15 protein-coding genes are annotated in these 15,106 nt (G+C 52.5%); 7 read left to right on the forward strand and 8 right to left on the reverse strand.

What is annotated here, in order from left to right; all coding sequences use genetic code 11:
* Positions 1 to 31 precede the first annotated feature (31 nt).
* Positions 32 to 2,134, reverse strand: a complete 2,103-nt coding sequence (locus tag GW590_RS18055) for a peptidase domain-containing ABC transporter (protein ID WP_169404474.1) — start codon at positions 2,132 to 2,134, stop codon at positions 32 to 34.
* Positions 2,121 to 3,407: an HlyD family secretion protein gene (locus GW590_RS18060; RefSeq protein ID WP_169404475.1), complete on the reverse strand. Its 1,287-nt coding sequence runs from the start codon at positions 3,405 to 3,407 to the stop codon at positions 2,121 to 2,123. The genes GW590_RS18055 and GW590_RS18060 overlap by 14 nt, the downstream gene beginning before the upstream one ends.
* A 455-nt stretch (positions 3,408 to 3,862) precedes the next feature.
* Between GW590_RS18060 and GW590_RS18065 the strand changes: the two genes are divergently transcribed.
* A complete protein-coding gene (locus GW590_RS18065) occupies positions 3,863 to 4,042 on the forward strand; it encodes a chemotaxis protein (protein ID WP_169404476.1) in 180 nt (59 codons plus the stop codon).
* A gap of 208 nt (positions 4,043 to 4,250) precedes the next feature.
* On the opposite strand, the gene GW590_RS18070 is transcribed toward GW590_RS18065, so the two are convergent.
* From GW590_RS18070 to pspA, 6 genes are all read right to left on the reverse strand, one after another.
* Positions 4,251 to 5,309 carry a TIGR01620 family protein gene (locus tag GW590_RS18070; protein WP_169404477.1) on the reverse strand — a complete coding sequence of 353 codons (1,059 nt, stop codon included), beginning with the start codon at positions 5,307 to 5,309 and terminating at the stop codon, positions 4,251 to 4,253.
* Positions 5,306 to 6,703, reverse strand: coding sequence for a YcjX family GTP-binding protein (locus GW590_RS18075; protein WP_169404478.1), 1,398 nt, complete (start codon positions 6,701 to 6,703; stop codon positions 5,306 to 5,308). Before GW590_RS18075 ends, GW590_RS18070 begins: the two co-directional genes overlap by 4 nt.
* Positions 6,684 to 6,929 (reverse strand): phage shock protein PspD, encoded by a 246-nt coding sequence (locus GW590_RS18080; RefSeq protein ID WP_169404479.1) that lies wholly within the window; start codon positions 6,927 to 6,929, stop codon positions 6,684 to 6,686. Before GW590_RS18080 ends, GW590_RS18075 begins: the two co-directional genes overlap by 20 nt.
* Positions 6,930 to 6,996: 67 nt before the next feature.
* Entirely contained in the window at positions 6,997 to 7,356 is a 360-nt protein-coding gene (gene pspC / locus GW590_RS18085; RefSeq protein WP_169404480.1) for an envelope stress response membrane protein PspC, read from the reverse strand.
* Entirely contained in the window at positions 7,356 to 7,583 is a 228-nt protein-coding gene (gene pspB, locus GW590_RS18090) for an envelope stress response membrane protein PspB (RefSeq protein WP_169404481.1), read from the reverse strand. The genes pspC and pspB overlap by 1 nt, the downstream gene beginning before the upstream one ends.
* 47 nt (positions 7,584 to 7,630) lie before the next feature.
* Entirely contained in the window at positions 7,631 to 8,302 is a 672-nt protein-coding gene (gene pspA / locus GW590_RS18095) for a phage shock protein PspA (protein ID WP_169404482.1), read from the reverse strand.
* A 274-nt stretch (positions 8,303 to 8,576) separates the two neighbouring features.
* Between pspA and pspF the strand changes: the two genes are divergently transcribed.
* The 6 genes from pspF to sapF all read left to right on the forward strand — a co-directional run bounded on the left by pspF (position 8,577) and on the right by sapF (position 15,006).
* The gene (gene pspF / locus GW590_RS18100; RefSeq protein WP_169404483.1) at positions 8,577 to 9,581 is read left to right on the forward strand and encodes a phage shock protein operon transcriptional activator; all 1,005 of its coding nucleotides are present in this window, start codon (positions 8,577 to 8,579) and stop codon (positions 9,579 to 9,581) included.
* 87 nt (positions 9,582 to 9,668) lie between these two features.
* The gene (gene sapA, locus GW590_RS18105; RefSeq protein WP_169404484.1) at positions 9,669 to 11,360 is read left to right on the forward strand and encodes an ABC transporter substrate-binding protein SapA; all 1,692 of its coding nucleotides are present in this window, start codon (positions 9,669 to 9,671) and stop codon (positions 11,358 to 11,360) included.
* Positions 11,357 to 12,322, forward strand: coding sequence for a putrescine export ABC transporter permease SapB (gene sapB / locus GW590_RS18110; RefSeq protein ID WP_169404485.1), 966 nt, complete (start codon positions 11,357 to 11,359; stop codon positions 12,320 to 12,322). Before sapA ends, sapB begins: the two co-directional genes overlap by 4 nt.
* The gene (gene sapC / locus GW590_RS18115) at positions 12,309 to 13,199 is read left to right on the forward strand and encodes a putrescine export ABC transporter permease SapC (RefSeq protein ID WP_169404486.1); all 891 of its coding nucleotides are present in this window, start codon (positions 12,309 to 12,311) and stop codon (positions 13,197 to 13,199) included. Before sapB ends, sapC begins: the two co-directional genes overlap by 14 nt.
* Positions 13,199 to 14,191 carry a putrescine export ABC transporter ATP-binding protein SapD gene (gene sapD, locus GW590_RS18120; RefSeq protein WP_169404487.1) on the forward strand — a complete coding sequence of 331 codons (993 nt, stop codon included), beginning with the start codon at positions 13,199 to 13,201 and terminating at the stop codon, positions 14,189 to 14,191. Before sapC ends, sapD begins: the two co-directional genes overlap by 1 nt.
* Positions 14,191 to 15,006, forward strand: coding sequence for a putrescine export ABC transporter ATP-binding protein SapF (sapF, locus tag GW590_RS18125; RefSeq protein WP_169404488.1), 816 nt, complete (start codon positions 14,191 to 14,193; stop codon positions 15,004 to 15,006). Before sapD ends, sapF begins: the two co-directional genes overlap by 1 nt.
* Positions 15,007 to 15,106 lie beyond the last annotated feature (100 nt).

Below are 15,106 nucleotides of genomic sequence, written 5' to 3' on the forward strand. Positions count from 1 at the left end.
TACTTCCTGTATTACCCAATCTGGATACACTTTATCCCCCCAATTCAATCACTCTGTCCGCTGATGCAATGGTCGATGGCCGATGAGCGATAAATATGCGGGTGATAGCCAGTTCGGCAATGGCCTGGTTAATGCGCGTTTCATTCTCAAGATCCAGATGGCTAGTTGCTTCATCCAGAAACAGAATGCTCGGCTGCCGATAGAGCGCCCGGGCGATTAACAGACGCTGTTTTTGGCCCCCCGAAAGACTGCCCCCCAGTTCGCTGATCAGCGTTTCATAGCCCATTGGCATGCGCTGGATATCCTCATGAATATTGCAACGCCTGGCGCAATCATAAATGCGCTCAATATCCTTTTGCTGATCAAAACTGGCAATATTTTCCGCAATCGATCCGGCGAACAATGTATCGTCCTGCAGTACGCAGGCAATGCAGGCGCGATAGTTGTTAAGCCCGGCAGTATTAATATCCATACCGTTAATCAAAATCCGCCCCTCGGCGGGCGACAGCAGCCCGGTCATGATCTTCATCAACGTGGTTTTTCCCTGGCCCGAAGGCCCGGTGATGGCGACGCTCTCGCCAGCGGCGACTTTTAATGCCAGGCCGGCGATAATCGGTGTCGATAAGTTGTCATATTGGAAATAGAGATCTTTTACTTCAAGTGAGGCTGGCTGTCCGGTGGGCACCAAGGCACGCTGCGGCAGGGTTTTCTCGGTTTCCGTCAGCGCCACGTCGGCAATGCGCGAAATATGTAATGACAACATGCGTAGCTGCAGCGCCATATTCAGCAGATTGGCCGCCCGCTCGGAAAATTGGCCGCGATAAGTGTTAAAGGCCACAAACATCCCCAGCGTCATATGACCATCAATCACCTGGGTCGCCCCCAGCCATAGCAACAGGATCTGATCGAGGGTGGCAATCAGGGTATTACCGCCGCTGAACATCAGATCAAAGCGGGTTTTTCTTACCGTTGCATTGGCGCTGTCAACATTCATATTCAGCCAGAAATTAGCTCTCGCCGAGGATAATCCCAGCGCCTTTAGGGTACTGATGCCATACAGCGTTTCCATAAAATGCGACCCGGCACGGGCCTGCTTGACGATCTGCTCTTCCGAAACCTGTAGATAAGCCTGGTAGGTGGTTAGACGAAAGAGGATATACAGCGCGGTAAATGCCAAAATCACCCAGATTAACCAACCTCCGTACAATACCATCATCACAATCAGGCCAATGGACATGATGCCATCAATAATGCTGTTGACCACATTGCTGGTTAAAGTGGTCCGCAGGGTATCGAGTGAGGTAAAGCGCGATTGAATATCTCCCAATTTGCGCTTTTCAAAATAATCGAGCGGCAGCTTCAGCAGGTGGTCAAACAGCCGTGCTTTCCACTGTACGTCGATAAGAGTGCTCATCACCAGCGAGCTCCAGGCGCGAACCATACTGACGCCGGTGCGAAAAATAATAAAAAATAGCAAACCAAGACAGATCAGGGTCAGCAAGTCCGCATCCTTGGCCGGGATCACATGGTCCATCACCAGTTGCAAGCCTACCGGCAATAGCAAATTGACCGACTCAATCATAATGGAAAAACAGAAAATTTTTGCCAGCGTGGCAAAGAGTCCGTCGACATTGCCCATCAGTGTGCGCAGATTAAGGCGAACTTTGGGCTTTTGCGCCTTGAACTCGGCGTCTGGCCACAGCTCAAGCGCCACACCGGTGAAGTGGTCCGAGACTTCATGCATGCCAAGCGAACGGCGACCAAAGGCTGGGTCATGGATCACCACGCCACTGCCCTTTACCGCGACCAACACCACAAAGTGATTGAGATCCCAATGCAAGATACAGGGCAGTTTTAACGATTTGAGCTCATCAATATCGAGTTTTAGTGCCCGCGATTGCAGCTCATTGGCGCGGGCAATATCCATTAATGAACGTAACGTGGCCCCACGAGAGGAGATACCAAACTGCTGACGCAGACTGAGTAAATCAACATGTTTGCCATAATAACCGCACACCATGGCCAGTGAGGCCAGGCCACATTCCGCCGCTTCGGTCTGGATCACCTGGGGGACTTTTTTACGTAAATTAAAATGCAGGCGGTCAGCCAGACCACGCAGGTTATCTGGATTCATTTATCGGGCCCACCACGCTTTTTTTCATACTGTAATAGGGTGAGAGCATCCACTGATACAGTGGGCGTCGCTCAAGGAACAGGGTCGATTCCGCCTGCATACCGCTGGATAATGACAAGTGTTCGCCATGCCATTGCATGCTGTTTTGATCCAGGGCGACAATCACCTTAAAGTAGGGGCCGCTCACCGCGCCATGACTATCCTTTGGCGCGCTGTCATAAGAGGCCAACTCCTTTTCGGCCACGGCAGCTGAGGAGATGGAAACGATCTTACCGGGGAACTGCCCATATTTTTCATAGGGGAAAGCCGCATAGCGGATATTGATCTCACCGCCCGGCTTGACGTAAGGCACGCTATTGTTGGGCAGCCAGGCAACCAGATAGAAATTCGAATCTTTGGCAGGTACAAGTTGCGCCAGGCTATCACCGGCATTAACCATCTGCCCCGGCGTAACGCTCAGTGAGGAAATTTTCCCGTCCGTAGGCGCGGTGATTAACAAACTGCCTTTGGCATCTGCCTGGGCCAATTGACGCTCAAGATCGTTACGCTGGTAGCCGTATTGCGATATCTGATTATCAAACTCTGCGGCCCGGGTAACCAGTTCACTGCGCAAATTGGTGATTTGCAGCGTTTCCTGAATCGCCTGGGTGTTCAGACTCTGAAAAGCGCCTTGCTGTTGATAAAACAGGTAACGCTGATTATTAAGCTGATCAGAATTAATCAGGCCGCGACTTTGATACTTTTTATAGGAATCCATACTCTGGCGCATCGCATCCAGTCCCTGCTGCGAGGAGTCGACCATCGCCTGGGTTTTTTCATGGGCCTGCTGATACTGTTCCAGCTGTTGCTGCAAATTTTGCAAGGTGGCACGTTTGTTGTTTTCAAGCTGGGCAATAATGGCATCAATCTGCGCACGCTGTTTTTCAATAGCACCCAGTGTGGTGGTGCTGACGCTGCCGGAGCGAGTCACTCTACCGACATCTACTTCATATAGCGGTTGTCCCTTATTGACGATTTGATTGCTATTAACATAGAGATGGGTAATCACCCCCTGTTCCGGGCTAAATAAATTGACGCTATGGGGCTGAGTGATCACTTCTCCGCTAACGTTAATGCGCCGGGTATATTGACTGAAGATCAAAAAAGCCAATAAGGCGATAATAAAACAGCTGCTCAGGCTAATCACTGCCCATAGCGGCCATCCGGCAAGCAGCAAGGCCTTCCCTGCCCACTGATTTTTTTGATGCTCATTGACCTCTTTACGAAAGAGCATAGCCGCAAACCTCAATATGCATGTCATTGAACCTCAAAATATTAATCAATGAAAGATAGTGAGGCTTTGAAATGTTTTCAACCACGAATAATCTTAAAGAAAACCAGTATAACAAACACAAAAACACTTATTAATTTTGCCAAAGCATATTTCCGCATAACGATATAACAATATAAACCACAAGGTTACCGCCCGCCGTAAAATATCAAAAAATGCCCTGCCGGACATATAAAAACGCCATTTAAATAGAATATTCCTAATATTAAAAAATAAATCACAAGTAAAAACAATAAGATACTATTTTTTAGAAAATAAAACCCCACCAGCGGTTTTTTTCGCAACGCGATTGAACTAGGCTAGAAGCGTATTAGGATTTCCTTAAGGATAATGTTTCTGGATAATCCTAATGCCGCTCATAAATGAGACTATGTGAAACAAATATGAGGACGATTAATATGAAACAGTTAACTGAGCAAGATATCGAAATGGTAAATGGTGCGGGTCTGTCAGATTTAGTGAACCGCTTCCAGGATAACGCCAACGACACACTAGGCGATATCAGTAACGCTATCAACAAAGCTAACGGTCAAATTAATAACTCGTTAGACAAAGCTTCTAACTGGCTAAATACCTAATCGTCAATGTGTCACAGGAATTTAGTTGCCCATGGCCCTCACTTCGGTGAGGGCCATTTTAGTTTAATAACCCATTTATTCGATTATCGAGATAACCGCGCACAACCCACCACGGGACGCTACGGTGGTCAAGCCCAAACCCAAGGTTGATCTCTCCCTGAATACCGGCTTCGCCAGTAATCTGCTTGTAGTCCTTCGCCAGCCATTATCAAGCGGGTTTATTGCCTTTGCTTAACGTGGTTTTTAGCCTGCCAATCAGTTCGCGGCGAAAATCGCCAAGACGCGGTTTATCCCCTTCCAGCCAGGGCAAAGGGCGACAAAGCTCCATGGTTTTAATTCCCAGACGGGCGGTCAGTAATCCAGCGCCAATCCCCTGTGCGGCGCGAGCGGAGAGTCTTGCCGCCAAATCTTGCGAAAGCCAATCCATTCCCACTTCACGCACCAGTTCGGAAGCGCCAGCGAAAGCAATATTTAACAGCACCAGGCGAAACAGGCGCAGGCGGCTGTAATAGCCCAGTTCAATGCCATACAGGCTGGCAATACGGTTGACCAACCGCAGATTACGCCAGGCGATAAAGGCCATATCTACCAGCGCCAGAGGGCTGACGGCGATCATCAAGGCAGACTCCGCCGCAGAATGGCTGATTTCACGTCGGGCCTGGCTGTCCAGTACCGGCTGCACCAGACGGGCATAAAGGGCGACCACTTCCCGGTCGCTATGGGTGTCATGCAGCGATGCCTGCCAACGCTGCAATGCCGGATGTCCCTGATCGAGACCGGCCTGTCGCGCCAGTTTTTCGCAAAAGGCCCGTCCCTGCCCCAACGCATGACTATGCAATAAGTCACTGGCCATGTCGCGCTCGTCGGCCCGTTGCCGCAGACGATATAAGCGGCGCCATTCCGTTAATAGCGATCCCGCCCCGGCCAGAATCATCAAGCCACCGGCGGTACATGCCCCTAATGCCACCCAATCCTGCTGCAGCCAGGCCTGATGCAACCACTGCATGCCCTGACCGATAACACTCAGGGTTAATACGGCGGCACCGAGTCGCACCATTTTACTCCACAGGCTGCGGCGCGGCTTAAGTACGCGGCTGACAACAGCCTCAGCCTGTCCATCCTCAGGTTGATCCGGGTCCTGTTGTGGCAGCGCCAGAAAGTGCTCGGCCTGAAGATCATCAAAGGTCTGCGCGGCGCGTAATGTCGGCTCCGGCGGCGAGGCGATCCCTTGCTCAAAGTCGATACGCGGTTTAAGTGGCTCGCTCATCGCATTTTATCTCCCAATAAAAACTCCATCACGGCATCCATACGGATATGGGGCAAGGGTCCGTCAACCTGCATCTGCCTTGGTCGAAAGGCGTCAAAATGGAACCCCTGCTGCTGCCAAAAGTCATTTTCCGGCAGGCGGGCAGGCACCTCGCCAGGGTAAACCGTCAACGCTTTGCCATCTTGTAGCCGATTACCTTTAACAGCCGGGATCGCCTGCCCCTGAAAATCCACCAGTCCGCTTTCGGTAGCCTGGATCGACGCCAGACCGGCACAATCCATGCTGATGCCTTCAAACGCTGCATTGCGCCAGGCCTCCTGTACCAGTTGCTGCAACAAAGAGACCAGGTTGGCATGCTGGTCACCGGTAATATGATCGGCCTTGCTGGCGGCAAACATCAATTTGTCGATGCAGGGGGCAAACAAGCGGCGAAATAGCGTGCGTTTACCGTAGTGGAAACTCTGCATCAGTTGAGTCAGCGCCAGGCGCATATCGTTAAACGCCTGCGGTCCGCTGTTTAGCGGCGAAAGGCAGTCGACCAGCACAATCTGACGATCAAAACGGACAAAATGCTCTTTATAAAAACCCTTCACAATATGGGCGCAGTAATAAGCAAAGCGTTGCCGCAGCATACCGAGATTGCTGTGTTTATCGGCCTGCGCCAGCTGGCTATCGCTCAGATGCTGGAACCTCGGCCAGGGGAAAAACTGTAGCGCAGGGGCGCCGGCAAGATCGCCTGGCAGCACAAAGCGACCGGGCTGAATAAAGTGCAACCCCTCTTCTTTGCAGCGCAGCAGATAATCGGTATAGGCCTGGGCAATGGCAGCCAGCAGATTTTCGTCTGCCGGGGCCAGCGGATCGCACTGTTGGCACAGGGCCAGCCAGGGCGCCGCCCATTCAGCGCGTTTTCCCTGTAGCAGCGCTGCCATTTGCCACGACCATTGCAGATAATCCTGTTCCAGCATTGGCAGATCCAGCAGCCACTCGCCGGGATAGTCGACAATCTCCAGGAAAAGCGTGGAGGTATCTTTAAAATGACGCAGCAGCGAATCTTGGGAGCGGAAACGCAGCGCCAGGCGAATTTCGCTAACCCCGCGAGTGGGTGTCGGCCAGGAGGGTGGCGAGCCATAGAGCTGGGCAATACCCTCATCGTAGCTAAAGCGCGACACCCCCAAATCCCGCTGTGGAACGCGCTTGATGCCCAGCAGACGTTCTTCACGCACGGCAGAAAACAGCGGCAAACGCGCGCCGCTGTGAACATTGAGCAATTGATTGACCAGCGAGGTGATAAAAGCCGTTTTGCCGCTGCGGCTTAAGCCGGTAACGGCCAGACGTAAATGACGGTCCAAACCCCGATTAACCATTGAGGTAAATTCATTTTGCAGTCTTTTCATTGCTCTCCCTGGCATAGCGCCCAAATAGCGCGGTTAATAGCCTTTTAAGCAAAGGCTCCAGTACAAGGGCCAACATAAAGCGCAGCGGCCCCTTACCCAGCATCGCCAGCACACGGGCAGCCACCCCGGCCGGTGCAAAGGTTAATAACAGCATGATGGTCAATTTAGTCGCCCGCTTTAGCAGACCACTTTTTGTCGACGTTGCCGCCGGTAAAGCATAATGCATAACGCGCTCCTCTTGCATCAAAGCCGGTTAAACCACAGCAGGTGCCGGGAGACAGGCAAGCACCGAGTTACAGCGCGCGAAAGCGGCTGCGCACGCCAAAGGTTTCCGAGGTGACATAGCGCTCCACCTCTCTTAATTGCAGTTCACTGGCGCGTAGTTGGCGGTCGGCCTCGGCCAGCAGTTCATGAGCCGAGGGCCCCTGTTCATCATCAAAACGTTGTGATGGTACCGGCTCCAGCAGCCAGGCCAACAGGAAGTAGCCCACCACGGTAAACATAAATAGCCCGAAAAACAGCGACAGCACCACAATCAGTCGCAACAGTTTGACCGGCACGCCCAGATAGTGTGCCAGCCCGGCGCAAACCCCTTTAAACACACCCTCTTCCGGAACGCGGTAGAGTTTTCTTTGTGACAGTGTCGTTGACATCAGGATTGCCTCCAGCCGGGATGTTCAGCATCAAGGATCTCTTCCAGCGCCTGGATCCGTTCGCGCATGCGCTGCGCTTCGCGGGTGAGCTGCTGTAAATTTTGCAGTTCATGTTGACTCAACTGACTGCCATTTTGTGACCTATTGCTGTAGTGCAGCCACAGCCAGATCGGTGCGACAAATAACACAAATATTGTCAGCGGGATGGCTAAAAAAAGAACGCTCATGGCAACTCCTGTAAGATATTTTATTGCAGGTGAGGACTAACCTGTTATCAGGCGTCCTTATTGCCCTGCATTTTAGCTTTGAGCGCGGCGATCTGGGCGCTGATTTCATCATCGGCCTTCAATTCGGCAAACTGCTGATCGAGGCTTTTCTTTTTACCAATGCCAACGGTTTCCGCTTCGGCTTCCATATGATCTATACGGCGTTCAAACTGCTCAAAACGCGCCATGGCTTCATCGAGTTTGCCGCTGTCGAGCTGGCGACGCACATCGCGTGAAGAAGAAGCCGCCTGGTGACGCAAGGTTAACGCCTGCTGACGGGCGCGGGTCTCGGTCAGTTTGCTTTCCAGTTCACCAATTTCCGACTTCATACGATCCAGCGTTTCTTCTACGGCGGCCACTTCATTTTTTAATGTGGTGACCAGTTCCGCCAGTTTTTGTTTTTCGATCAGTGCCGACCGGGCCAAATCGTCTTTATCTTTACGCAATGCCAGTTCGGCTTTTTCTTGCCACTCTTGCTGTTGCGCCTCGCCCTGTTCAATACGGCGTTTGAGCTGTTTTTTTTCTGCCAGGGCGCGGGCAGACGTGGAGCGAACTTCCACCAGCGTGTCTTCCATTTCCTGAATCATTAGACGAACCAGCTTTTGTGGATCTTCGGCTTTATCCAGCAGGTTATTGATATTGGCATTCACAATGTCGGCAAAACGCGAAAAAATACCCATTTTTACGATTCCTCTTTAACTTGTTTTACTCGTTGGATCAGCTGGCGGAGTCAGCGCCCCGGCACCTTGCTGCCACGGAATAACTACTGGCACGACGCTAGCGTGACAGCGTCTGAATAACGCTGCGCGCTGTATGCACTGCAGAGACTATTTCAAGACCCGTGCCAACTTTTAATTTTTATTATCCAGCTGAATAAAAACAGCTTTTTTATTTCGTCTTCTGCTAGGCTTAAAATAGAATGATTAAATTAACCAAGGGTTGGTAAATTTCACCATGACCGTCAACAAAGATAATCTGCTCGGCGAAGCCAATTCATTTATTGAAGTCTTGGAACAGGTCTCGCAACTTGCCAGACTCAATAAACCGGTATTGGTTACCGGCGAACGCGGTACCGGCAAGGAGCTGATTGCCCACCGTTTACATTATTTGTCAGGCCGCTGGCAGGGCCCCTTTATTTCCCTCAACTGCGCGGCTCTTAACGAAAGCCTGCTCGACTCAGAGCTGTTTGGCCATGAGGCTGGGGCTTTTACCGGCGCGCAAAAACGCCATCTCGGACGTTTTGAGCGAGCCGATGGCGGTACCCTGTTTCTCGACGAATTGGCCACCGCCCCGATGCTGGTGCAAGAAAAACTATTACGAGTCATTGAATATGGTCATTTAGAGCGCGTGGGCGGCAGCCAGCCTTTGCAGGTGGATGTGCGGCTAGTCTGCGCCACCAATGACGATCTGCCTGCACTGGCGGCAGCGGGCAAGTTTCGCGCCGATCTGCTCGACAGATTGGCATTCGACGTTATCCAGTTACCGCCGCTACGCGAACGTCAGCAGGACATCATGTTATTGGCCGAACACTTCGCCATTCAAATGTGCCGCGAGCTTTCGCTGCCGTTATTTCCCGGTTTTACCCCGCAGGCCAGGCAGACACTGCTCGACTATCAATGGCCGGGCAATGTCAGGGAGTTAAAAAACGTCGTAGAACGGTCGATGTACCGCCACGGCAACAGCGATTATCCCTTGCACCATATTGTGTTAAATCCATTTCGTCGTGAAACCACAGCTCTTGCCGTAGCACCAGCCTCTTCATTGCAGGGTCTGGCTTTACCGCCATTGCCGGTAGACAGTAAAAACTGGCTTAATAGCGTGGAGAAGGCGCTAATTGAACAGGCGCTAAGACAGGCAAAATATAATCAACGCCGGGCGGCCGATCTGCTGGGGCTGACTTATCATCAATTGCGCGGCATGTTGAAAAAACAGGGGATACAGGTCAATGCCGAGGAATAGCGGTAAATATTGTTTCACGCAATGGATTGGGGTGTATGGCAGAGTGCGGTACACTTAGGCTATTGCTTACTTACATTTGAAGCCCTTATGCGTTGTTTAACCCTTTGGATGCTGTTACTTACCGGGCTTGCGTCGGCCTGTTTTGCTGCCCCTCCGGTCAGCGAAAAACCGCATTCTGCTCCCTTGCCTGTGGCCGTCAGCGATATCCGCCAAACCGGCTTCGTTTACTGCGTCAACGGCATGGTGAACAATTTCAATCCGCAGAAAGCCAGCAGCGGGCTGGTGATCGATACCCTTGCCGCCCAGATTTATGACCGCCTGCTGGACGTGGATCCCTATACCTATCGCTTGATCCCGGAGCTGGCGCAAAATTGGGAGGTGCTGGATAACGGCGCCACCTATGTTTTCCATCTGCGCAAAGACGTGCCTTTCCAGACCTCCTCCTGGTTTACCCCAACGCGAATGATGAACGCCGACGATGTGGTATTCAGTTTTGAGCGGGTAATCGATGAGCATAACCACTATCACAGCGTCAACGGCAGCGATTATCCCTACTTTGACAGTTTGCAGTTTTCCAAGACGGTTAAAAGCATCAAAAAGATTGATGACTCCACCGTTGAGTTCACGCTCAATAACCCGGATGCGTCCTTCCTGTGGCACCTGGCGACCCATTATGCGCCAGTGCTTTCGGCAGAGTACGCCGCCAGCTTGCAAAAAACCGGCAGTGAAGAACAGATTGACCGTCAGCCAATAGGCACAGGTCCGTTCCAGTTAGACAATTATCGCGCCGGGCAATATGTCCGTCTGGCCCGTAATGGTCAATATTGGAAAGGTGTGCCGCGTATGCAGCAAGTGGTGATTGATCTCGGCGTTGGCGGGACCGGGCGGCTATCAAAACTGCTGACCGGAGAGTGTGATGTCCTCGCCTATCCCGCCGCCAGCCAGTTGTCGATTCTGCGTGATGATCCGCGCCTGCGACTGACTCTGCGCCCGGGCATGAATGTCGCTTATCTGGCATTTAACACCAGTAAAGCGCCCCTTGACGACCCTCGCGTACGACGGGCCATTGCCCTGGCGATCAACAACCAGCGTTTAATGCAGTCAATCTATTACGGTACGGCAGAAACTGCCGCCTCGGTGCTGCCTCGCGCCTCCTGGGCCTATGACAGCAATGCCAGGGTCACCGAATATAATCCCGATAAAGCGCGGGAATTGCTGGCCAGCCTTGGTAAAGGGGATTTGGTACTGCATCTGTGGGTACCAAGTATTTCGCAATCCTATAATCCCAGCCCGCTGAAAACGGCCGAACTGATCCAGGCCGATCTGGCCCAGGTGGGCATCAAAGTCATTATTGTCCCCGTCGAAGGACGCTTCCAGGAAGCGCGTCTGATGGAGATGAACCACGATCTGACGCTGTCAGGCTGGTCTACCGACAGTAACGACCCGGACAGTTTTTTCCGCCCGGTGCTGAGCTGTGCGGCAATACGTTCCCAGACCAACTATGCTCACTGGTGTGATCCAGAGTTTGATGCCCTGCTGCATCAGGCGCTGCTTTCCCAACAACTTTCCCAGCGCATCGACGTTTATCAGCAGGCACAACGTATTCTTGAGCAGCAGTTGCCGGTTTTGCCACTGGCCTCTTCACTGCGGCTGCAGGCCTACCGCTATGACATAAAAGGATTGGTACTCAGTCCGTTTGGCAATGCCTCTTTTGCCGGCGTCTACCGTGCCACCGATGATGCCCCGACGCCAGTTAAAAGCGAGGAGAAAGCGCCGTGATTATTTTTATTTTACGTCGATTGCTGCTGCTGATTATCACGCTGTTTTTACTCAGTCTGGTGGCCTTCAGCCTCAGCTATTTTACCCCTCATGCCCCGCTGCAGGGGGCATCACTGTGGGATGCCTACCGCTTCTTTTTTGGCGGGCTCTGTCAGTTCGATTTTGGCGTATCGAGTATTAACGGTGAGCCGATAGGCGAGCAGCTGCTCAGCGTATTCCCGGCGACCATGGAACTGTGCATTCTGGCATTTGCGCTGGCGCTGATCATCGGTATTCCCCTGGGAATTACTGCGGGGGTAATGCGCGGAAAATGGCCGGACCTGGCGATCAGCACCCTGGCCCTGCTGGGATTTTCCATTCCCATTTTTTGGCTGTCGCTGCTGTTGATGCTGTTCTTTTCATTGCAGCTCGGCTGGCTGCCGGTGTCAGGACGTATCGATCTGCTTTATCAACTCAAGCCGGTTACCGGTATTGCGGTGATTGACGCTTGGCTGTCCCATTCGCCTTATCGCCATGAGATGATCGTCAGCGCCGTACAACATCTGATCCTGCCAATTGCCGCGCTGGCAGTCGCTCCGACAACGGAAGTGATCCGTCTGATGCGCATCAGCACCGACGAAGTGTTGTCAAAAAACTATGTTAAAGCGGCGGCCACCCGTGGGTTGTCGCGCTTTACCATTATCCGTCGTCACGTATTGCATAACGCCCTGCCGCCAATTATTCCGCAGCTTGGCCTGCAGTTTTCTACCATGCTGACGCTGGCGATGATTACCGAGGTGGTGTTCAACTGGCCGGGCTTGGGGCGCTGGATGATCAACGCCATCCGCCAACAGGACTACGCCGCCATTTCCGCCGGTGTGATGATCACCGGTTCGCTGGTTATTGCGGTAAATGTGTTCTCCGATATTTTAGGCGCATTGATGAACCCACTGAAACACAAGGAATGGTATGCCCTTAGATAACGTCTACCTTGAGAAGCAGGTCGCCAGCCCGTTGCTCTATACCTGGCGCATTTTTTATCGCGACGGCCTGTCGATGATTGGTTTTTACGGCGTTATTGCGCTGATTTTCTTATGCCTGTTTGGCAGCCTGCTGGCCCCCTATCAACTTGACCAACAGTTTCTCGGCTATCAGTTATTGCCTCCTTCCTGGTCACGCTACGGCGATGTGTCGTTCTTTTTGGGTACCGACGATCTTGGCCGCGATTTACTCAGCCGTATTCTTAGCGGTGCCGCGCCAACAATAGGTGGCGGGATCCTGGTGACACTGGCGGCTGCGGTGTTTGCAGTAGTAATTGGCGTTCTGGCGGGCAGTATGCGCGGGCTGCGCTCGGCGGTGCTTAACCATATTCTTGATACCCTGCTGGCTATCCCTTCCATGCTGCTGGCTATTGTTGTCGTGGCCTTTATTGGCCCGAAACTGGAACATGCACTGCTGGCGGTTTGGATGGCACTGTTGCCACGTATGGCACGTACGCTGTATGTCGCCGTGCACGATGAGCTGGAAAAAGAGTATGTGATCGCCGTTCGCCTTGACGGTGCCACCACGCTGCAAATTCTGCGCTATGCCGTGTTGCCCAATATCCTGGCGGTACTGGTGACCGAATTCACTCGCGCACTGTCGATGGCCATTATGGATATCGCGGCACTGGGATTTCTCGATCTCGGCGCGCAGCTCCCTTCACCGGAGTGGGGCGCGATGCTCGGTGATTCGCTGGAGCTGGTGTATGTCGCCCCCTGGACGGTGATGCTGCCCGGCGCAGCCATTTTGATCAGTGTATTGCTGATCAACCTGCTTGGTGACGGTATCCGCCGCGCCATTAACGCGGGAGTCAAATAATGCCGTTACTGGATATTCGCAATCTGACCATTGAATTTATGACTTCCGAAGGGCCGGTCAAAGCGGTAGATCGCGTCAGCATGACCTTGGCTGCCGGCGAAGTGCGCGGCCTGGTTGGCGAGTCGGGATCGGGCAAGAGCCTGATCGCCAAAGCCATCTGCGGTGTCACCAAAGATAACTGGCGCGTCACCGCCGATCGCATGCGTTTTGACGATATTGACTTGCTCAAGCTGACACCGCGCGAACGTCGCAAACTGATCGGCCATAATATTTCGATGATTTTTCAGGAGCCGCAATCCTGTCTCGACCCCTCGGAAAACATTGGTCGTCAGTTGATTCAGGCCATCCCCGGCTGGACCTATAAAGGTCTGTGGTACCAACGTCTTATGTGGCGCAAGCGTCGGGCTATTGAGCTGTTGCATCGCGTGGGCATCAAAGACCATAAAGATATTATGGCCAGTTTCCCTTATGAACTGACCGAAGGCGAATGCCAGAAAGTGATGATCGCCATTGCGCTGGCCAATCAGCCGCGGTTACTGATTGCCGATGAGCCGACCAACGCCATGGAAGCGACCACCCAGGCACAGATATTTCGCTTGCTGGCGCGTATGAATCAGAATAACAACACCACTATTTTGCTGATCAGTCACGATCTGCAGATGATGACTAAATGGGTTAATCGCATTAACGTGCTTTATTGTGGGCAAACCGTAGAAAGCGCTACCTGCGAGGAACTGTTGGCTGCTCCCCATCATCCTTATACGCAGGCGCTGATCCGTGCCATGCCGGATTTTGGTCGTTCACTGCCGCATAAAAGCCGTCTTAATACTCTGCCAGGTGCCATCCCTTCCCTTGAGCATTTGCCCATCGGTTGCCGCCTTGGCCCACGCTGTCCCTATGCGCAGAGAAAATGTATTGAAACACCGCCGCTGCGCCTGGCAAAAACTCATGCCTATGCCTGCCACTTCCCACTTAATATGGAGGAGCAATAATGGCGGAGACTCTGCTTGAAGTGCGCAATCTGTGCAAAACCTTCCGTTACCGCACCGGGCTATTTCGCAAAATGAATCTGCAAGCGGTAAAACCGCTGAATTTCACCCTGAAAGCCAAGCAGACGCTGGCGATTATTGGTGAAAATGGTTCCGGTAAATCGACGCTGGCAAAAATGCTGGCGGGCATGGTAGAGCCAACAGACGGGGAAATTCTGGTCGACGATCAAAACCTGGTGTTTGGGGATTATCGCCAGCGTAGTCAGATGATCCGTATGATTTTTCAGGATCCGTCCACTTCGCTTAATCCGCGTCAGCGCATTGGCCAGATCCTGGAATCGCCGCTGCGCCTGACCAGCGATATGGATGCGCCAGCCCGAGAGGCGCGCATCAATCAAACCTTGCGCCAGGTGGGGTTGCTACCTGATCACGCCAACTATTATCCGCATATGCTGGCTTCCGGTCAGGTGCAACGGGTGGCGTTGGCGCGAGCGCTGATCCTGCAACCGAAAGTGATTGTTGCCGATGAGGCCCTGGCAGCACTGGATATGTCAATGCGGTCGCAGATCATCAACATGATGCTGGAATTGCAAGAAAAACACGGCATTTCTTATATTTATGTCACCCAGCATCTCGGTATGATGAAACATATCAGCGATCAGGTGCTGGTAATGCACAACGGCGAAGTGGTCGAACGCGGTAATACCGCAGAAGTATTGGCGGCCCCGCTGCACGATTTGACCAAAAGACTGGTCTCCAGTCATTTTGGCGAAGCCCTGACCGCAGACGCCTGGCGGCGCGATGGCAAAGTCACCTGAAGATTCGCTACGGTGTCCCGACGTTTAACGGGACACCAACGACCAGACCCGCCATAGCCCCATCCCCCCCTTGTTCATTTCTTCGCTATTTTTCTGTTTT

The sequence above is a fragment of the Rouxiella aceris genome (assembly GCF_012933545.1).
Classification (GTDB): domain Bacteria; phylum Pseudomonadota; class Gammaproteobacteria; order Enterobacterales; family Enterobacteriaceae; genus Rouxiella; species Rouxiella aceris.